General features: G+C 62.9%; 19 protein-coding genes. 7 read left to right on the forward strand and 12 right to left on the reverse strand.

Annotated features, from left to right (window positions below):
* Positions 1–12: 12 nt before the first annotated feature.
* The 10 genes from B5G28_RS09830 to B5G28_RS09875 form a co-directional block, all read right to left on the reverse strand.
* Positions 13–771, reverse strand: coding sequence for an ABC transporter ATP-binding protein (locus B5G28_RS09830; RefSeq protein ID WP_087248290.1), 759 nt, complete (start codon positions 769–771; stop codon positions 13–15).
* A 22-nt stretch (positions 772–793) separates the two neighbouring features.
* Entirely contained in the window at positions 794–1603 is an 810-nt protein-coding gene (locus B5G28_RS09835; RefSeq protein WP_242956933.1) for an ABC transporter permease, read from the reverse strand.
* 5 nt (positions 1604–1608) lie between these two features.
* Complete coding sequence (rfbC, locus tag B5G28_RS09840; protein WP_087248294.1) at positions 1609–2175, reverse strand: dTDP-4-dehydrorhamnose 3,5-epimerase; 567 nt, start codon at positions 2173–2175, stop codon at positions 1609–1611.
* 15 nt (positions 2176–2190) lie between these two features.
* Positions 2191–3528, reverse strand: a complete 1338-nt coding sequence (locus B5G28_RS09845; RefSeq protein ID WP_087248296.1) for a serine hydrolase — start codon at positions 3526–3528, stop codon at positions 2191–2193.
* A 72-nt stretch (positions 3529–3600) separates the two neighbouring features.
* Positions 3601–4203 (reverse strand): dipicolinate synthase subunit B, encoded by a 603-nt coding sequence (locus B5G28_RS09850; RefSeq protein WP_087248298.1) that lies wholly within the window; start codon positions 4201–4203, stop codon positions 3601–3603.
* Positions 4200–5003, reverse strand: coding sequence for an NAD(P)-dependent oxidoreductase (locus B5G28_RS09855; protein ID WP_087248300.1), 804 nt, complete (start codon positions 5001–5003; stop codon positions 4200–4202). Before B5G28_RS09855 ends, B5G28_RS09850 begins: the two co-directional genes overlap by 4 nt.
* A 112-nt stretch (positions 5004–5115) precedes the next feature.
* Positions 5116–5721, reverse strand: a complete 606-nt coding sequence (locus B5G28_RS09860) for an ECF transporter S component (RefSeq protein WP_087248302.1) — start codon at positions 5719–5721, stop codon at positions 5116–5118.
* 223 nt (positions 5722–5944) lie between these two features.
* The gene (locus tag B5G28_RS09865) at positions 5945–6925 is read right to left on the reverse strand and encodes a Gfo/Idh/MocA family oxidoreductase (protein ID WP_087248304.1); all 981 of its coding nucleotides are present in this window, start codon (positions 6923–6925) and stop codon (positions 5945–5947) included.
* Positions 6922–7788: a type III pantothenate kinase gene (locus B5G28_RS09870; protein ID WP_087248306.1), complete on the reverse strand. Its 867-nt coding sequence runs from the start codon at positions 7786–7788 to the stop codon at positions 6922–6924. The genes B5G28_RS09865 and B5G28_RS09870 overlap by 4 nt, the downstream gene beginning before the upstream one ends.
* A gap of 351 nt (positions 7789–8139) precedes the next feature.
* Positions 8140–9696 carry an ATP-dependent DNA helicase RecQ gene (locus B5G28_RS09875; RefSeq protein WP_087248308.1) on the reverse strand — a complete coding sequence of 519 codons (1557 nt, stop codon included), beginning with the start codon at positions 9694–9696 and terminating at the stop codon, positions 8140–8142.
* A 313-nt stretch (positions 9697–10009) separates the two neighbouring features.
* Between B5G28_RS09875 and B5G28_RS09880 the strand changes: the two genes are divergently transcribed.
* From B5G28_RS09880 to B5G28_RS09890, 3 genes are all read left to right on the forward strand, one after another.
* The gene (locus B5G28_RS09880; protein WP_087248310.1) at positions 10010–11041 is read left to right on the forward strand and encodes a glycosyltransferase family 2 protein; all 1032 of its coding nucleotides are present in this window, start codon (positions 10010–10012) and stop codon (positions 11039–11041) included.
* Between the two features lie 217 nt (positions 11042–11258).
* The gene (locus tag B5G28_RS09885; protein WP_087248312.1) at positions 11259–12581 is read left to right on the forward strand and encodes an NAD(P)-dependent oxidoreductase; all 1323 of its coding nucleotides are present in this window, start codon (positions 11259–11261) and stop codon (positions 12579–12581) included.
* A gap of 230 nt (positions 12582–12811) precedes the next feature.
* Positions 12812–13684 carry a YitT family protein gene (locus tag B5G28_RS09890; RefSeq protein WP_087248313.1) on the forward strand — a complete coding sequence of 291 codons (873 nt, stop codon included), beginning with the start codon at positions 12812–12814 and terminating at the stop codon, positions 13682–13684.
* Positions 13685–13752: 68 nt separating this feature from the next.
* Here B5G28_RS09890 and B5G28_RS15055 read toward each other — a convergent pair whose 3' ends face one another.
* Together B5G28_RS15055 and B5G28_RS15060 are read right to left on the reverse strand one after the other, a co-directional pair.
* Positions 13753–14031, reverse strand: coding sequence for a hypothetical protein (locus B5G28_RS15055; protein ID WP_242967572.1), 279 nt, complete (start codon positions 14029–14031; stop codon positions 13753–13755).
* Between the two features lie 18 nt (positions 14032–14049).
* Positions 14050–14877 (reverse strand): FKBP-type peptidyl-prolyl cis-trans isomerase, encoded by an 828-nt coding sequence (locus B5G28_RS15060; RefSeq protein WP_242967573.1) that lies wholly within the window; start codon positions 14875–14877, stop codon positions 14050–14052.
* Positions 14878–15111: 234 nt separating this feature from the next.
* On the opposite strand from B5G28_RS15060, the gene B5G28_RS09900 reads away from it, so the two are divergent.
* From B5G28_RS09900 to B5G28_RS09915, 4 genes are all read left to right on the forward strand, one after another.
* Positions 15112–16284, forward strand: a complete 1173-nt coding sequence (locus B5G28_RS09900) for a malic enzyme-like NAD(P)-binding protein (RefSeq protein WP_087248315.1) — start codon at positions 15112–15114, stop codon at positions 16282–16284.
* A gap of 12 nt (positions 16285–16296) precedes the next feature.
* Positions 16297–17136 carry a fumarate hydratase gene (locus B5G28_RS09905; protein ID WP_087248317.1) on the forward strand — a complete coding sequence of 280 codons (840 nt, stop codon included), beginning with the start codon at positions 16297–16299 and terminating at the stop codon, positions 17134–17136.
* Positions 17137–17185: 49 nt separating this feature from the next.
* Positions 17186–17740: a Fe-S-containing hydro-lyase gene (locus tag B5G28_RS09910; RefSeq protein ID WP_087248319.1), complete on the forward strand. Its 555-nt coding sequence runs from the start codon at positions 17186–17188 to the stop codon at positions 17738–17740.
* Positions 17741–17850: 110 nt separating this feature from the next.
* Positions 17851–18243 carry a metal-dependent transcriptional regulator gene (locus B5G28_RS09915; RefSeq protein ID WP_087248321.1) on the forward strand — a complete coding sequence of 131 codons (393 nt, stop codon included), beginning with the start codon at positions 17851–17853 and terminating at the stop codon, positions 18241–18243.
* Positions 18244–18407 lie beyond the last annotated feature (164 nt).

Raw genomic sequence — 18407 nt, forward strand, 5'->3', positions numbered from 1 at the left:
TGGGTCCCGGCCTCAGGCCTGGCCCCGCTGGACCGCCTTGTAGGCGTCGCAGACCGTCTTGGTGTCGCCGTTCATCTTCAGCTGGCCATGGCTCAGCCAGGCCACCTTGGAGCACATCCGCTCGATCTGCTCGATGGAATGGGACACCAGAATCACGGTGGTGCCGCCGGCCATCAGTTCCTGCATCCGCTTTTCACACTTCTGCTGGAACAAAAAGTCGCCGACCGACAGCACCTCGTCGGCAATCAGGATCTGGGGCTTGGTGATGGTTGCAATGGCAAAGCCGATGCGGGCCACCATGCCCGAGGAATAGTTTTTCAGGGGAACGTCCAGGAAGTTCTGCAGCTCGCTGAACTCCACGATTTCGTCGAACTTTTCATCCAGATACTTGGGCGAAAAGCCCAGCACCGTGCCGTTCAGGTAGATGTTCTCCCGGGCGGTCAGGTCCATGTCAAAGCCGGCGCCCAGCTCGATGAGGGGCGCAATGGTCCCCCGCACCGTCACCTGGCCCCGGGTGGGCTTGTACACCCCCGCAATGGTCTTGAGCAGGGTGGACTTGCCCGAGCCGTTCAGGCCCACCAGACCGTAAAAGTCCCCCGGCATGATGTCCAGGCTGACGTTTTTGAGGGCATAAAATTCATCGTAGTGCAGCCGGCCCTGGACCATGGCCAGAAAGTATTCTTTCAGGCTCTCGTGTTTTTCGCTGGCCAGGTTGAAGCACATCGAGACGTTTTTGATCTCAATGATGGGCTGTGTATTGGGTGTGTCCATGGGTGTTGTCTCCTCCCCCTCGTCAGATATGCAGGACAAAGCGGTCCTGGGTGCGGCGGAAGGCCGTCACCCCCACCAGCAGCGAGATCACGGCGCACAGGCCGCAGACCTCCACCATCCGCAGATCCAGCGGGATGCCCCACATGACGGTGCGGCGGAAGCCGGTGATATACCAGTAAATCGGATTGAGGGCGATGACCTGCTGCATATTGAACCCGCCGATGGAGAAGGTCATCTGGGCGGGGTCATAGAAGATGGCCGAGAAGTAGAGCAGAGCGGTCACAAAGACGCTCCAGATGTGCTGAATGTCCCGGAAAAAGACGGTGGCCGCCGCCAGGAACAAAGACACCCCCAGGCTGAAGAAGAACAGGGTGACCAGAGGGTACACCGCCTGGATCAGGGTCAGGTGGAAGGAGCTGCCGGTGAAGATCATGACCAGCAGCAGCGCCACAAAGCTGAACACACAGTTCACCATGGCGAAGCAGCACTTCTCCAGGGGGAAGATATATTTGGGGATATAGACCTTTTTCAGCAGAGGGGCGGCGGCAAGGATGCTGCCCATGCTGGTGGAGGTGGATTCGTTGAAGAAGTTGAACAGCAGCTGACCGCACATCAGGAACACGGGGAAGTTGTCAATGCCGCTGCCCCGCATATCCATCAGGCTGCTGAACACCGCCCAGTACACAAGGCACATCAGCAGCGGGTTGAGGACGCTCCACACCACGCCCAGAACGCTGCGGCGGTATTTCAGTTTGAAATCCCGGCTGACCAGATTGTACAACAGATACCGGTAGCGCCACAGGGCGCCCCACATTGCTTTCAGTTTTGCCACAGCCGTCACCACTTTGCAAAGAAGTCAAAGGTCTGGGCGGCAAAGGGCTCATGGAGCTTGTCCTTGGCGCTGGTCTTGTGCTCACAGCCGCAGTCGGGCCACACCACGCCCACGGTGGGATCGTCGTAGGGGATGCCGCCCTCGCTGGTGGGATCGTAGACGTCGGTGCACTTATAGCAGAACTCTGCCACGTCGCTCAGCACCAGGAAGCCGTGGGCAAAGCCCTCGGGGATATAGAACATCTTTTTGTTCTCGGCCGAGAGGGTGACGCCCACCCATTTGCCGAAGGTGGCGCTGTTCGGGCGGCAGTCCACCGCCACGTCATACACCTCGCCCAGGGTGACGCGGACCAGTTTGCCCTGGGTGTGCTGTTTCTGGAAGTGGAGGCCCCGCAGAACGCCCCGGGTGGAACGGCTCTGGTTGTCCTGAACGAACTCGGCCGGGATGCCTGCCGCCGCAAAATCCTCTTTCTTGTAGGTCTCCATGAAATAGCCGCGGTCGTCGCCGAATACCTGGGGCTCGATGACCACCACGCCGGGGATCTCAGTCTGCGTAAAAGTGAACTTACCCATAATCGTATACCTCTTTTATTTTTGTTTATAAGAACTATCAGCAGGTTGTGCCCTGTTTAAGCGTACAACAGCGCCGCGGCGGCTGTACCAGAAAGCGCCGGCCCCCACAATCACCACCGCCAGCACAGCGGCTCCCATCACCATGGGAATCCCCGAGCGGGGCGCCACATCCCCGGCCGCCGGGTGGGCGGCGCCGCGGCTGGTTTCCAGAACATTCCGCAGGCCGGTGGTGGTCAGCGGCACCCGGATGCTGGCGGTTTCCTGCCAGTCTCCGCCGTGGACGGTGTACACCGCCCAGCCGTTCAGCTCGCCGCCCAGGGTGTACACCTCGGGCAGGTCGATGCTGAGGGTCACGTCCTCCGCCGTCAGGCCCGCCGCCAGCGGCACCCGGATGCCCGGTGCATCCAGGCTCAGGGTGCCCAGCACATCGCCGCCGCCCCGCACCGTGATGCTGGCCGCGCCGGTCATGCCCGGGACATCGGTATAGCCGGTCCAGGTGGAGAAGGCATAGTCCAGCAGGGCGCGGACGTCGGTGTAGCGGTCGGCCTTGCTCTCGCTGCGCATGGTCACGCAGATCACCTTGACCCCGTTTTTCTCGGCCAGGCAGACATAGGTCTGGCGCGCAATGTCGGTGTACCCGATCTTGGACCCCAGGATGGTGGGCTCATAGAACATGCTGGAACCGATCCGCATGGAGTCCTGCTGGGAGAAGTAACGGGTCACCGGCTGGAGGTTGGTGGGCTGCATGATATACATCTCGTTGTTGGTGAACAGCTCCTCAAACCCCGGCTGGGTCAAAGCCCAGCGGAGAATCTGGGCCATGTCGTAGCAGCTGGTATAGTGGTTTTCGTCGCTGATGCCGTGGGGGTTGGCAAAATGGGTGTGGGCCAGACCCAGCTCGGCCACCTGGTCGTTCATGGCCTGAACGCCGTCGGCGATGGACCCGCCCCCGAAGTATTCCGCCAGCACGTTGGCCCCGTCGTTGGCGCTGGCCATCATGGTGGCGTAGAGCAGGTCCTTCACCGGGACCTGTTCCCCTTCCAGCAGGGCGATGTGGCTGGAATCGGTGCCGGCCAGGGAATACACATCCTCATGGCTCACCGTCACCACGCCGGTCCAGTCTCCCTGGGCCTTTTCGCAGGCCAGGCCCAGGGTCATCACCTTGGTGATGGAGGCCGGGTGCAGCTCCTGGTCCATGTTCTGCTGGGCCAGCACCAGGCCGGTCTCGGCATCAATGATACAATAGGCCTGGGTGGCGCCCAGAGACGGGCCCGCCGCCCCGGCCGGCAGCCCGAAGGCTGTCAGCACCAGCAGAACCGCAAAGGCTGCAAGAGCTGTGGTCAGTTGTTTCATTCTTCCCTCTTTCCCGGCAAAAGCGCCCGGCGCTCCGCCTCTTTCTGGATCTTTTATAGTATAGCACACTTTTTATTGAGGGAAAAGAGGTCTCTGCAGCAGCACCGGCTGGAGCTGGCGGCCCGCCATGGCCTCCCGGAGGGTCCGGGGAATGAGGGTCATATCGGCCTTGAGGCTCTGGGGTTTGCCCACCGGATCGTCCTGGGCATAGGGGACAAAATAGAAGCCCTTCCGCTGCATCAGGCGGGCTATGTTCTCTCCCGAGGCCCCCAGGCCGTCGTTGGTGGACACCGCCACCACCACCGGGCACCCCACCCGCAGCAGGCTCTTGGCCGCCAGCGTCACCGGGGTGTCGGACAGCCCCGCCGCCAGCCGGGCCAGGGTGGCCCCGGTACAGGGAGCAATCACCAGGGCGTCGGCCATGTGTTTGGGGCCCAGAGGCTCCACCCCGGTCAGGGTATCCAGCACCGGGCGGCCGGCGGCCGCCTCCAGCTTGGCTTTCCAGCCGGCGGCGCTGCCAAACCGGGTATCGGTGCCCGCCGCCGCAAAGCTCATCACCGGGATCACCTGCCAGCCGCGGGCCGCCAGTTTCGCCGCCTGGGGTACCGCCGCCTCAAAAGTACAAAAGCTTCCGCACAGGGCAAAGGCCACCGTGCCGATCTGATTCCCGTTCATCCTGCCGCCTCCTGTTCCGCCCGTTCCCTGATGATTTCCAGCACCGTATTGGCCACATATTCTCCCGCGCTCTCGGGCGCACAGCGCACGGGCAGACTGAGGGCCGGCAGGGCGGTATGGCCCAGCGCGGCCGCCGCGGCAAAATCGGTGCCTCCCGGCCGGCTGGCCAGATCCACAATCAGGCTGCCGGGCCGCAGGGCCGCCAGCACCGGCCGGGTCAGGACCAGGGCCGGAATGGTGTTTACCACCGCGTCAAAGCCGGGGGCTGCCGCCGTCAGCTCTTCCAGCGGGATCACCCAGTGGGCCCCCTGACTCCGGGCCAGGGCCCGCTGGGAGGCCCGCCGGGCCGCCACCGTCACATGGGCGCCCAGGGCCGTCAGGCGCACCGCCAGCGCCTGCCCCACCGGGCCATAGCCGGTCACCAGCACCGGCGCGTCCCACAGAGTCCGCACCCGGCGTTCCAGCAGAATCCCGATGCACCCCTCCGCCGTGGGGATGGCGTTGAGGACGGTCAGCTCCTCCCGGGCAAAGTAGTCCACCATGGTGATGCCCGCCTCCCGGGCCAGACGCCGGGCCTCGGCGGAGGGTTTGCCGGCCAGAGCCAGGGCCCCCGGTTTGGCGGCCCGCAGAAGTCCCGCCAGCCCCACCGCCTCCACATCCAGCGGCAGGGGCAGCAGAATATAGTCGGCCCAGCCGATCTGTCCCGGCCCGCCCACCTGGAATCCCGCCCGGGCCAGGGCCCGGCCTGCGGCCGCCTGCCGGGCGTCGTCGCCTACCACCGCAAAGAGCTTATCTGTCATGGTGCATCCCCCCTGTGACTCAGCCTATGCGGGCCGGGGCCAGGGTGTGCAGACCGCAGCAAAAAAGGCAGGCCTTCCGGCCTGCCTCCGATGCAAAAGGGATCGTTTGGATTTATTTGATATACCGCTCCACGGCGCGTGCCACGATGCCGCCCAGCAGACCGCTGACCAGGAACTCCGCCACGCCCTGGACGCCCACCAGCAGGACCACAAAGATCAGGGGGTTGGTAGCGCCGTTGGCGGCCACCAGACCCTGGACGTAGTCGCAGTTATAGAAGGCCAGGACGATGTAGCCCATGAAGAAAACGGTGTTGAGCAGCGGGGCGCACATGGCGCTGACGATGCAGCTCCAGTTCCCCTTCTTGTCCAGGCGGCGCAGGGCCTCATAGATCAGGCCCACGCACAGGCCCATCAGCAGACGCATGCCCACGCACAGGATGAAGGTGTGCAGCGGGCTGACCTGGAACAGGGCGCTGGTCATGGCGGAGCCGCCGGTGATGGCGTCATAGAAGCTGACCGCACCGAACACGGCGCCCAGAATCAGACCGGCCAGAGGACCCATGGTGATGGCGCCCACCGCAATGGGCAGGGTCAAAAAGCTCATGTACAGCGGGCCCACCGGCACGCTGCCCAGGCCGATGGCCTTCATCACCAGTTCGATGGCCACCAACAGGGCCAGCCGGGTCAATGCCTGAAGATTGGTATGATTGCGATTCATAATGTCATTCCTCCTGCTGCCGTTCCGCCCTCAAAAACGGATACAGCGCAAAACTATTGTTTTTGTGTTTGCGAACCAAAGCTTTTTCGTCCGGCCCCACAGTCGGACCTTCCCACCGCCTTTTTCTATTCCATCCTCTCTGCCGCGGCCCGACCGCCGGGCGGCGGCTGCATGATTCGTCCGGCCTTGGGTTGGAGTGCCGGTACAAAATGCCGAGAGGCGTTTACCTGTCGCAGGGGAACCGAATCCCCGCATCCTTCCGGGCCACCGTCAAAACCCGGCTCACCGCCAGGGAGGTGTCCAGCATGCCGCTGCACATTTCCTGGTCGCCGGCGTCAATGGCCCGGGCAAACGCCTCAAATTCCGCCGCACAGCGGGGGCGCTTGCCGTTGAGGGAGAAGTGTTCCTCTTTTCCATCGTTGAGATGGAGGGTGAGAGGGCCGCAGAAATTGGCGGTACTCTTTTGGAGCAGATAGCCGCGGGTGCCCTGGATCACATACCGGGGCGGGGCCGCGCAGTCCTTGGCGGCGATGCTCACCGCCTTGAAGGAGCGGTAATCCATGGTCAGGATGCCGCTGGTATCGATGCCGCGCTCCACATTGGCGGTATAATGGACCTGCTGGGGCTCTCCGAACAGGCCCACCAGATAGCTGATGTTGTAGACGGCCAGATCCATCAACGCGCCGCCCGCCTGGTTGGGGTCAAAGACGGGGGCCACCTGGCCGGCGCAGAAGGCGTCGTACCGGCTGGAATACTGGCTGAAATTGCACTGCACCAGCTTCACCGGGCCCACCCGGGGCAGCAGCTGACGCAGTTTGTGGTAATTTTCCATGTACAGGGTGGTGACTGCCTCAAAGAGGAACAGGCCCTTTTTGCGGGCCAGGTCGGCCAGCTGGACCGCCTCCGCGGCGCAGGGCGCCAGCGGCTTTTCCACAATGACGTTCCGGCCCGCCTCCAGCGCCGCCCTGGTATAGGCGGTGTGGAGCAGATTGGGCAGCGCCACATAGACGGTATCCACCGCCTTCAGCAGTTCCTCATAGTCGGTGGTATGAAGGGGGACTCCATATTGTTCACAGAGGGCCTTGGCCTGGGCCGCGCTGCGCTGGGTGCTGCACAGGGCAGCCACCTCCACCACCGGCGACTGTGCCAGCCAGGGCAGAAACTCCTGGACGATTTTTCCGCTGCCTACAATGCCCAGTTTCATCCTGCCGTCCTCCTTTTCATCTGCCGCCCGCCCCGGGGCTGGTCTTCCCGGCGCGAGGGATGCAGGCGGCGGCTGTCGCCCCGGCGGGCCGGACGGCTGTTCATCTCATACAGCAAAGCCAGACCCTTCAGCATCAGTTCGGGGTCATAGGTCAGGGGATGCCGGCACAGGGGGGCCACATATTTGGCCAGGCCGCCGGTCAGCACCAGGGTGGCGGAGCAGCCCAGCTCCTCTTCGATCCGGGCCGTCATTCCGTCCAGAAGGACGGCGGTGCCCATCACCGAGCCCGAGAGCATACATTCCTGAGTAGTGGTGCCGATGGCGTGGCGGGGCCGCGCCAGATGAATCTGGGGCAGCTGGGCGCACCGGTCTCCCAGCGCCCGCAGGCCGGTGGACAGGCCGGGGCAGATCACCCCGCCCCGGAACACCCGGTTTTCATCCACCACATTAAAGGTCGTGGCGGTGCCCAGGTCCACCGTAATCACCGGCAGAGGGTAATTGGCCGCCGCATAGGCGGCGTCTGCAATCCGGTCCTTGCCCACAGCGGAGGGATCAGGAACCCCAATGGTCAGGCCGGTGCGGATATCGGGACCCACAATCACCGGGTCCTTGCCGGTATAGTGCCGTGCGCACACCGCCAGAGCTCCTGTGAGCTGAGGCACAACGCTGGTCAGCACAGCCCCCTCGAACCACACTTTGCGTTCGGGGTTGCGCCGCCGCGAAAAAATCCGATCCATTTCAGCACGGTACTCGGCTGCGGTACGGGTGCGCACCGTATCCATATGGGCCACAAAGCATACACGTCCGTCCTTGATGCCGCCCAGGGCGACGGTGGTGTTGCCTATATCGATGGCTAAGATCATGTGTTTTGAAAGCCTTTCGGCCCCTCCCTTCCAATCTATCGCTGCGCGTTTGGCAGCATCCGTTCAGATCGCTTTATTTTACCTCATTTTAACGTAACTTACAAGTGCTCCCCGCTTTTTCGAGAAAAAGCTTGGCAAAAAGCTTTACTGGGTACCATCAACTTTCTGGGTCTCCGACGGTTCCGCGGAGCCGTTACGCTCCGGCTCGCTCCCGGCGTTCGGAGCTGCGCTCCGGTACGATGCAAACCACCTCAAAACCTGATTTTCTGACTCGCAGAGAAAACTGGCTAAGCACAAGAGGTGAACCCGCAGGGTTGGAGGAAATTAAAATAATAAAAATATTTTTATCATTTACTTGGCATGCCGTTTGACCAGGGTCAAAAATGCAGGGCCATACCGGGCGGCCTTCGTTTCGCCGATGCCGCTGATTTGAAGCAGGTCTTCCTTGGTGGTGGGACGGCGGGTGCAGATATCCCGCAGGGTGGCGTCGGAGAAAACCATGAAGGCCGGCAGTTTTTCCTTGCGGGCCAGCTCCTTGCGCAGGGCATAGAGGGCGGCCAGCAGTTCTTCGTCCTGGGTGCTGAGGGTGAGGCGGGCGGCCTCCCGGCTGGCCTTGCGGCGGTTGGGATCGGTTGTGGGGTCGTTGGGGTCGGGCGCGCGGCGCTGGGGCACAGGCACCTTGACGGCCAGGCAGTTGGAACAGTTGTTGCAGGTCATGGGGCTCTTTTCTCCAAAATAGCGGAGCAGATCCGCCCGCAGGCACCGCCGGGTGGTGGCGTAAAACGTCATGTACTTGAGCCGTTCCCGGGCCTGTTCGGCCACGGCCTGGCGCACCTCGTCGGGCTGGTCGCCGGATTGCTCCTCCCGGTCAATGAGGTACTGGGCAATCCGCACGTCGCTGGGGGCGTAGAACAAAACGCAGCGGGCCGGTTCCCCGTCCCGGCCGGCGCGGCCCGCCTCCTGATAGTAGCTCTCGATGTCCTTGGGCATGTTGTAATGGAGGACAAAGCGGACATTGGGCTTATCGATGCCCATACCGAAGGCGTTGGTGGCCACCATCACCTGGATGCGGTCATAGAGGAAGTCCTCCTGGTTTTTCTTGCGCTCCTCCGGGGACATTCTGCCGTGGTAGGGCGCCGCCGCAATTCCCACCTGAGACACCAGGTTGGTCACTTCACCCACCTGGCGGATGGTGCTGCAATAGATGATGCCGGGGGCGTCTCCCTCCTCCAGCAGGAACTTCACCAGGGCGTGGGGCTTTTCCCCCGAGATCACCCGCATGGTCTCAAACCGCAGGTTGGGCCGGTCAAAGCCGGTGGTCAGGCGGAAGGGCCGCTCCAGATCCAGCTTGTCCTCGATGTCCTCCTTAACCCGGACGGTGGCTGTGGCGGTAAAGGCGCTGACCACCGGACGGGTGGGCAGCTGGCGGACGAAATCCTGAATCTGCAGGTAGCTGGGCCGGAAATCATGGCCCCACTGGCTGATGCAGTGGGCTTCGTCCACCGTCACCATGCTGATGGGCTGTTCCTCGGCAAACCGCAGAAATCCCGGCATCTGGAGCCGTTCGGGCGCCACATAAATGATTTTGTACCGGCCCTCCTGGGCGCGGCGGAGCATCAGGGCCTTCTGGTTGTCGTTGAGGCTGTTGTTCAGGTAGGCCGCCGGCACGCCTGCCGCCACCAGCGCCCGGACCTGGTCCTGCATCAGGCTGATGAGGGGGCTGACCACCAGGGTGATCCCCGGCATCATCAGGGCCGGCACCTGGTAACAGATGGACTTGCCTGCGCCGGTGGGCATCACCGCCAGCACATCCCGCCCCGACAGAATCGCCTCCACGATCTCCTCCTGTCCCGGGCGGAAACGGTCATAGCCGAACACCCGTTTTAAAACGCTGTACTGATCCTCCATGATGGCCCTCCCTTCGGTCGATCGGTATGCAGTATACCACATTTTTTGTTTTGGGGCCAGCGGTCCGCATTTTATGACTTGTTTTCACGAGTTTTTAGCGGATTTTCCAGCATTTTTGGGTTTTTGAGGCCTTTGGGGCGGATAGATTTTTGCCTCATGACATGGTATAATAGTTGTAACGCGGACACTGGACGGAACTATGCCCCCTGGGCGCCATTCCCATCCGCCCCGGTGCGGAAGGTTATCTCGCATCTGACCGGGATCTGCGGCTGTCCCGCCAACGTCTATCCATCCAAAACGAGGTTAAACAATTATGGATCAAAAACTCATCACCTTTGCCGTGCCCTGTTACAACTCCGCGGCCTATATGCGTCACTGTGTCGATACCCTGCTCACCGCCGGGGAGGACGCCGAAATCATCCTGGTGGACGACGGTTCCACCAAGGACGAAACCCCCGCCATCTGCGACGAATACGCCGCCAAATACCCCACCATCGTCCGGGCCATCCACCAGGAGAACGGCGGCCACGGCGAGGGCGTCAACCAGGGCATCCGCAATGCCACCGGCATTTATTATAAGGTAGTGGACAGCGACGACTGGCTGGACACCGAGGCCCTGGAAAAGGTGCTGAACCGGCTCCGCCTCCTGCTCCACCGCGGCGCCGCCCCCGACCTGATGTTCTGCAACTACGTCTATGAGCACGTGGAGGACGGCACCAGCCACACCGTCCGCTACACCAACGTGTTCCCCCAGAACCGTCTGTTCTCCTGGATGCACGTGGGCCACTTCCGCCCCGACCAGAACATCCTGATGCACTCGGTCATCTACCGCACCGAGGTGCTCCGCCGCTGCGGCATGGTGCTGCCCAAGCACACCTTCTATGTGGACAACATCTTTGTCTACCAGCCCCTGCCCTACGTCAAGAGCATGTATTACATGGATCTGGACCTGTACCGCTACTTCATCGGCCGGGCCGACCAGAGCGTCAACGAGAGCGTCATGGTCAAACGGGTGGACCAGCAGCTGCGGGTGACCCGGTACATGATCGACTGCCAGGATCTGGACGCCCTGCCCCCCGAGCAGCACCGCCTGCGCAGCTACATGAGCCAGTATCTGTCCACCATGATGGCCATCAGCGACATCTTCCTGATTCTGGACGGCAGCCCCGAGGCCAAGGTCAAGAAGGCCGATCTGTGGGCCTACCTGCGGGCCCATGTGAGCCCCCGGGTTTACCGCCGGGTCAAGCTGTCCCTGGGCGGCGCCACCAACCTGAAAATCCCCGGCGGCGACAAGGTCACCATCTTCGGCTACCGTCTCGCCCGCAAGATCGTCAAGTTCAACTGATCGTTTTTTCCGCCCCCGGCCCGCCGCCGGGGGCTTTTCTTGAAGCCTGGCCCCGCCGGCGTTGGCACTTCCGGCGAAAAAGCCAAAAAATCCTGCTGAAAATCAGTGAATCCGTCATTGTACAGCCGTGGCCAAAGGGTGTATTATTATAGTAATCTGTTGTTGGATACAACATTTCAGAGAAGCGTACCAATCGGACACAAGGAGGATATCATCTATGGCGTTACACGTTCTGGACGAAGCCAACCGCTGCCTGGGGTGCAAAAAGCCCATGTGCCAGCAGGGCTGCCCCATCAGCACCAACATTCCCGAAGTCATCCGCCTGCTGAAGGCCGGCGAGATGGACAAGGCGGGCCGGATGCTGTTTGAAAACAACCCCCTGACCACCGTCTGCAGCCTGGTCTGCGACCACGAAAAGCAGTGCGAGGGCCATTGCATCCGCAACCGGATGCCCTCCCACGACCCGGTACACTTCTCGGTGATTGAGAACTACATTTCCACCACCTACGCCAACAAGATGGTGGCCGGCCCCGCCCCCAAGAACGGCATGCGGGCCGCCATCATTGGTTCCGGCCCGGCCGGCCTGACCATTGCGGTGCTGCTGGCCCGGTGGGGTTACGACATCACCATCTTTGAGGCCCGGGACAAGATCGGCGGCGTCATGCGGTACGGCATCCCCAACTACCGCCTGCCCGACAGCGTCCTGGACGACTTCCAGTACCGTCACCTGGAGCTGAAGGGCATCAAGGTCCGCACCAACACCGAAATCGGCCGCACCCTCACCATCGACGACCTGTTCCGGGACGGCTACAAGAGCATTTTCATCGGCGCCGGCCTGTGGAAGGCCAACGCCATGCACATCAAGGGCGAGAGCCTGGGCAATGTGGCCTTCGGCATCGACTACCTGGCCAACAGCAAGGCCTTCCGGCTGGGGGACAATGTGGCGGTCATCGGCGTGGGCAACTCGGCCATGGACTGCGCCCGCACCGCCATCCGCAACGGCGCCCGCCACGTCACCTGCTACGCCCGCCGGGACGAGAGCTGCATCAGCGCCTCGGCCTATGAGGTCAGCTACGCCAAGCTGGAGGGCGTGGGCTTCCGGTTCTGCAAGGCCCCGGTGGAGATCCGGGACGACGGCCTGATCTGCCGCGACACCGTCAAGGGCGAGGACGGCCGTTTCACCCAGGTGGAGGGCAGCGAGAAATTCTACGCCCACACCGGCGTCATCATCTCGGTGAGCCAGGGCTCTGAGAGCAGCCTGATTCAGACCACCACCGGCATCGACACCAACCAGAAGGGCCTGCTGACGGTGGATCCCAGCGGCCGCACCACCCGTCCCGGCGTCTTTGCCGGCGGCGACGCCGTCAAGGGCGCCCGCACCGTGGTGGAGGCTGTGGCCATGGCCAAGGACGTGGCCGTCGCCATGGACGAGTATATGAAGTCCCTGCCCGCCGACGATGCCGCCGATCCCTACGCCAACATCCCGGTCTTTGACACCCCCACCTCCGACGTGCTGGGGGAGCAGGATCTGAAGATCTGATGCACAGGGATTTCACTTGACCTCTCTGGGCCTTTTTGATAGAATAAAATTGTCCCGTGTCTGCTGGTTTCGGTGGACGCGGGGCTTTTCTTTTTTGCCTTGTTCCGGGGAAACCCCTTTTTCCCGGATAGGTCCGGACCCAAGGCCCATATCATACTTTTGTGCGGGCCTTCTCCGGGCTTTGATTTCTTTCCGTTTGCGTGGCATACTGCATCAAGGAGGTGTCTGCCATGAATCACCGCAGCGAAACGCTCTGCATTCTGCGGACCGCCCTGGCCCTGGTGGCCGGCAACGCCCTTTACTCCCTCACCGTGGTCCTGTTCCTGATTCCCTCCGGCCTGATTACTGGCGGCGCCACCGGCATCGCCCTGGCCGCCAACCGCGTCAGCGGCCTGCCGGTGTCGGGAGTGCTTCTCTTTGTCAACGTCCTGATGCTGGTGGTGGGCTGGGTCCTGCTGGGCCGCCGGTTCGCCATCTCCACCCTGGCCAGCACCTTTCTGTCCCCCCTCACCCTGGCCATCTGGGAGGGACTGTTCCAGGATTACGTCCTCACCGACGACCTGCTGCTGTGCACCATCTTCGCCGGGCTGGGCATCGGCATTTCTCTGGGCATCGTCATCCGCACCGGCGGTTCCACCGGCGGCATGGACATTCCCCCGCTGGTTCTCCAGAAGTATTTCCGCATCCCGGTGGCGGTCAGCATGACCGTCTTTGACCTCACCATCCTGATGGCCCAGGCCGTCTCCAGCCCCAAGGAACAGGTGCTCTACGGCATCGTGCTGGTGTTTGTCTACTCCACCGTTCTGGATAAGGTCATCATGATAGGCGAGCACCGCACCGAGGTCAAGATCATCAGCGCCCACACCGACGAAATCCGTTCGGTGATCCTCTCGGAGCTGGACCGGGGCGTCACCCTTCTGTCCGCCGAGGGCGGCTATCTCCGCCAGCCCGGCCAGCTGCTGCTGACCGTCATCTCCAACCGCCAGCTTCCCCGGCTGGAAAAGCTGGTCCGGGCCATCGACCCCGCCTGCTTTATGGTGGTCAGCGAGGTCACCGAGGTCCGGGGCCGGGGCTTCTCCCTGGAAAAAGACTACCGAGAATAATCTTTACAACAAAAGCGCCCTTCCAAGCCGGAAGGGCGCTCTTTTGTTCGATGCTGTTTTGGTTGGGATCAGGCCACCTGAGCGCCTTCCCGCAGGGTTGCCAGGACCCGGTCCTGGAGGGCCAGCAGATGGACATAGCCCTCGCCCATGGTCTCGGTGTAGCTGGCGTAGGTCTCCAGATCGGCGTCGGTGGGGGCCAGATTCAGGCTCTCGGCCACCGCCTGGAAGATCAGCAGCTGGTTGCAGGAGGTCAGGATATCCTGCTCGGTGTCGGCCAGCAGGGCGTCGGCGCTGTCGTAGCCCAGGAAGCCGGACAGGAACTCATCCAGGGTGCTGTAGCCGAACATGGATGCGTAGTTGTTGTATTAACTCAGCTGGCTGTTCACCTGGTAGTTCAGCACCACGTCGGGAATGCTGGACACCTTGGACTCCTCGGTCAGGTAGTCCACAATGGCGTTGGTCAGGTTGGACCGGTACAGGGCATCGTAGAAGTACTGGTCCACCTGGTCCACGGTGTGCAGGTCGTTCAGCTCGCCGAAGTTCTCCTCCACCCAGGCGTCGGTGGCCTCGGGCAGAACGCTGACCGACAGGCTGTTCAGGGTGACGTTGAAGACGGCTTCCTTGCCCGAGAGGGTGATGGTGTTGCCGGCCTCGTCGGTGGAGTCGCCGTAGTCGTCGGGGAAGGTGACGGTCACATCGAAGTTGTCCCCCACGTTGTGGCCGATGATCTGATCCTCAAAGCCGGCGATAAAGGTGCCGCTGCCCAGGGTCAGGTCATAGCCCTCGGCGGTGCCGCCGGTAAAGACCACGCCGTCCACCGTACCGCTGTAGTCGATGTTGGCGATGTCCCCCTCCTCAGCTGCCCGGCCGGTGACCGGCTGATTGATGCGGTAGCTGTCCAGCAGGCTGTCCCACTGGGCCTGGAGATCCTCCTCCGAGGGCTCCACGTCGGACTTGCGCAGGGAGACGGAGGCAAAGTCCTCGGGCAGGGTCACATAGTCCAGGGCGGTGACCCCCTCCCAATGGCCGTTGGCGTCGAGGCCCTGGCTGTAGGTAAAGTTCTGATAGTCGTAATTGGCGGCGGGGCCCAGCACCGAGCTGGTGGCCTCCGAGGAGGACGCGCCGCAGCCGGCCGCCGAAATCGCCAGCGCCAGCGCAGCGGCCAGCGCCGCAGCAGAACGAAGATGCTTCAAGTGAAAAACCTCCTGATGACAGGGGCGCAGCGGGCCGCCGCGCCGGTTGTATTGGGTGCAAAAGATCTGCCCGGGCCGGGCAGGATGTACTTCAGTATAGCGGACAATTGTAAAAAAAGAAAGTTCTTTTACAAAATTCCCATAAACTTTCCCCATGGCGGTCTCTGCGGCTGGAAAAGCCCGCCCCCTTTGTGCTACAATAGAAAAAACGTCAGCCATATGGAGGAGGATTCTATGGATTACAATAAAGCAGCTCTCGAAATGCACGAGACCCACCACGGCAAGGTGGGCATTGTCAGCAAGGTGGAGGTCAAGACCCGGGACGATCTGTCCACCGCCTACACCCCCGGCGTGGCCGAGCCCTGCCGCAAGATTGCCGCCAACCCCGAGGACGTCTACCGCTACACCTTTAAGAACAACATGGTGGCGGTGGTCTCCAACGGCACCGCCGTGCTGGGCCTGGGTGACATCGGCCCCGAAGCCGCCCTGCCGGTGATGGAGGGCAAAGCGGTCCTGTTCAAGCAGTTCGGCGGGGTGGACGCCTTCCCCGTCTGCATCAACGCCCCCGACGCCGCCAGCGTCATCGCGGCCTGCAAGGCCATCGCCCCCACCTTCGGCGGCATCAACCTGGAGGACATCAAGAGCCCCGAGTGCTTTGAGATCGAGCAGGTGCTGGAGAAGGAGCTGGACATCCCGGTCTTTCACGATGACCAGCACGGCACCGCCATTGTGGTGACCGCCGCCCTCATCAACGCCCTGCGGGTGGTGGGCAAGAAGATGGAGGACGCCCACATCGTCCTGAACGGCCCCGGCGCTGCCGGCACCGCCATCATCAAGATGCTGATGACCGCCGGCGCCAAGGACATCATCGCCGTGGACCAGTTCGGCACCCTGTACAAGGGCTGCAACAGCGCCGAGGCCCACAAGAACTGGCTGGGCGAAGTCACCAACCCCCGCCAGATCAAGGGCGGCCTGGCCGAGGCCATTGAAGGGGCCGACGTGTTCATCGGCGTGTCCAAGCCCGGCTGCCTGACCACCGAGATGTGCCGCCACATGGCCAAGGACGCCATCGTCTTTGCCATGGCCAACCCCACCCCCGAGATCATGCCCGACGAGGCCAAGGCCGGCGGCGTGCGGGTGATTGCCACCGGCCGCAGCGACTTCCCCAACCAGGTCAACAACGTCCTGTGCTTCCCTGGCCTGTTCAAGGGCGCCCTGTCGGTGCGGGCCCGGGACATCAACGATTCCATGAAGCTGGCCGCCGCCTACGCCATCGCCGACCTGATCACCGACGCCGAGCGCAGCGACGAGTACATCATCCCCAACGCCTTTGACCCCCGCGTGGCCGAGAGTGTGGCCAACGCCGTGGCCCAGGCTGCCCGGGAGACCGGCGTGGCCCGGCTGTAAGGAGGGAACGCCATGAGAACCATCCCCGCCCAGCGGATCACCGAGGCGGTGGCGGCCCTGTGCATTGAGGCCAACACCCATCTGCCCGCCGACGTGGAAGCCGCTCTGCAGGCGGCCCGGGCCTCCGAGCCCTGGCCTCTGGCCCAGACCACCCTGGGCCTGTTGTGCGACAACCTGACCGCCGCCGGCGAGGCCGGCCTGCCCATCTGCCAGGACACCGGCATGGCCTGTGTCTTTGTGGAGCTGGGCACCGACGTCCACATCGAGGGGGACTTTGAGGCCGCCATCCACGAGGGCGTCCGCCGGGGCTACACCGACGGATACCTGCGCAAGAGCATTGCCGCCGATCCCCTCCGCCGGGGCAACACCGGCGACAACACCCCCGCCGCCATCACCGTCCATCTGGTCAACGGCGAGGGCTGCACCATCACCGTGGCCCCCAAGGGCTTCGGCAGCGAGAACATGAGCCGCATCGGGATGCTCAAGCCCGCCGACGGCGTGGAGGGATTCAAGCAGTTTGTGGTGGACACCGTCCGCCAGGCCGGCTCCAATCCTTGCCCGCCGGTGATTCTGGGCGTGGGCGTGGGCGGCAGCTTTGACAAGGTGGCCTATCTGGCCAAGAAAGCCCTGCTGCGTCCCCTGGACGTCCCCAATCCCGACCCCTACTACGCCGGCCTGGAAAAAGCCCTGCTGGAGGAAATCAACGCGCTGGGCATCGGGCCCCAGGGCTTCGGCGGCCGCACCACCTGTCTGGGCCTGGCCATCGAGCAGATGGCCACCCATGTGGCCGGCCTGCCGGTGGCGGTGAACGTCTCCTGTCACGTTACCCGCCGGGCCACCGCCCGGCTGTGAGCCGCCGGCCCAGCCATTCACCTGTTTACAAGCAAGGAGTCGAACCCCTATGGAATACAAACTGACAGCCCCCTGCACAGCGGAAGACCTGGCCCCCCTGCGGGCCGGGGACACCGTGCTGCTGTCGGGGGTGGTGTACACCGCCCGCGACCAGGCCCACAAGCGGATGATGGAGGCTCTGGACGCCGGCGAGGCCCTGCCCTTCCCCATTGAGGGCAGCGCCATCTACTACGTCGGCCCCACCCCCGAGCGGCCCGGTCAGGTCATCGGCTCGGCGGGCCCCACCACCTCGGGCCGCATGGACGCCATGTCCCCCCGTCTGCTGGACCTGGGCAACAAGATCATGATCGGCAAGGGCAAGCGCAGCGACGCCGTCAAGGCCGCAGTCCAGCGCAACGGCGCCGTCTATCTGGCCGCCCTGGGCGGAGCCGGCGCCCTGATGGCCAAGAGCGTGGAATCGCTGGAGGTCATCGCCTGGCCCGATCTGGGCTGTGAGGCGGTCCGCCGGCTCACCGTCCAGGATATGCCTCTGACCGTCATTCTGGACAGCGTGGGAGGCGACCTGTACCAGGCCGGCCCCGCCGCCTATCTGGCCAGCCTGTAACGGCCTGAAACCGGCCCCCTGACCTTGCGTTACGACGCCGGTTGTGGTACTCTTATCATAATCCCATCATCACCTGCCCGCCGGGCAGAAAACAGGAGGCAGAACCAATCATGACCATCCACCAGTCCGCAGAAGATTACCTGGAAACCATCCTGATGCTGACCGAGCGTCAGGGCAAGGTGCGCTCCATCGACGTTGTCAATGAGCTGGGCTTCACCAAGGCCAGCGTCAGCATCGCCATGAAAAAGCTGCGCGAAAACGGCTACATCGCGGTGGACGGCGAGGGCAATCTGACCCTGCTGCCGCCGGGCAAGGAAATCGCAGAGCGGATCTACAGCCGTCACCGTCTGCTGACCCACTTCTTTATGCAGCTGGGAGTGGACGAAAAGACCGCCGCTGAGGACGCCTGCAAGGCGGAACACATCCTCAGCGAGGTCACCCTGGAGAAAATCCGCCAGCGCGCCCTCCTCACCGACGCCGAGAGCACCTGCCAGGGCGAATAAGTCCCCGTCGTTTCCACAGCGCCAAAAACAACAAAAAGCCCGCCGTCTGAACTGCTCCAGTAAAAGTAGACAGTGAAAAAAGAAGGCCTCCTGTGGTAGAATAAAACTACTACAGGAGGTCTTTGCTATGCCCAGAAAATACAGCCACATTCAGGAACACGAGA

The organism is Faecalibacterium sp. An77, assembly GCF_002161315.1.
Taxonomy (GTDB): Bacteria; Bacillota; Clostridia; order Oscillospirales; family Ruminococcaceae; genus Faecalibacterium.

Coding starts and splice junctions, on each gene's coding strand:
- B5G28_RS09830 (WP_087248290.1), bottom strand. CDS start 771: ATGGACACACCCAATACACAGCCCATCATTGAGATCAAAAACGTCTCG.
- rfbC (WP_087248294.1), bottom strand. CDS start 2,175: ATGGGTAAGTTCACTTTTACGCAGACTGAGATCCCCGGCGTGGTGGTC.
- B5G28_RS09845 (WP_087248296.1), bottom strand. CDS start 3,528: ATGAAACAACTGACCACAGCTCTTGCAGCCTTTGCGGTTCTGCTGGTG.
- B5G28_RS09850 (WP_087248298.1), bottom strand. CDS start 4,203: ATGAACGGGAATCAGATCGGCACGGTGGCCTTTGCCCTGTGCGGAAGC.
- B5G28_RS09855 (WP_087248300.1), bottom strand. CDS start 5,003: ATGACAGATAAGCTCTTTGCGGTGGTAGGCGACGACGCCCGGCAGGCG.
- B5G28_RS09860 (WP_087248302.1), bottom strand. CDS start 5,721: ATGAATCGCAATCATACCAATCTTCAGGCATTGACCCGGCTGGCCCTG.
- B5G28_RS09865 (WP_087248304.1), bottom strand. CDS start 6,925: ATGAAACTGGGCATTGTAGGCAGCGGAAAAATCGTCCAGGAGTTTCTG.
- B5G28_RS09870 (WP_087248306.1), bottom strand. CDS start 7,788: ATGATCTTAGCCATCGATATAGGCAACACCACCGTCGCCCTGGGCGGC.
- B5G28_RS09875 (WP_087248308.1), bottom strand. CDS start 9,696: ATGGAGGATCAGTACAGCGTTTTAAAACGGGTGTTCGGCTATGACCGT.
- B5G28_RS09880 (WP_087248310.1), top strand. CDS start 10,010: ATGGATCAAAAACTCATCACCTTTGCCGTGCCCTGTTACAACTCCGCG.
- B5G28_RS09885 (WP_087248312.1), top strand. CDS start 11,259: ATGGCGTTACACGTTCTGGACGAAGCCAACCGCTGCCTGGGGTGCAAA.
- B5G28_RS09890 (WP_087248313.1), top strand. CDS start 12,812: ATGAATCACCGCAGCGAAACGCTCTGCATTCTGCGGACCGCCCTGGCC.
- B5G28_RS15055 (WP_242967572.1), bottom strand. CDS start 14,031: ATGTTCGGCTACAGCACCCTGGATGAGTTCCTGTCCGGCTTCCTGGGC.
- B5G28_RS09900 (WP_087248315.1), top strand. CDS start 15,112: ATGGATTACAATAAAGCAGCTCTCGAAATGCACGAGACCCACCACGGC.
- B5G28_RS09905 (WP_087248317.1), top strand. CDS start 16,297: ATGAGAACCATCCCCGCCCAGCGGATCACCGAGGCGGTGGCGGCCCTG.
- B5G28_RS09910 (WP_087248319.1), top strand. CDS start 17,186: ATGGAATACAAACTGACAGCCCCCTGCACAGCGGAAGACCTGGCCCCC.
- B5G28_RS09915 (WP_087248321.1), top strand. CDS start 17,851: ATGACCATCCACCAGTCCGCAGAAGATTACCTGGAAACCATCCTGATG.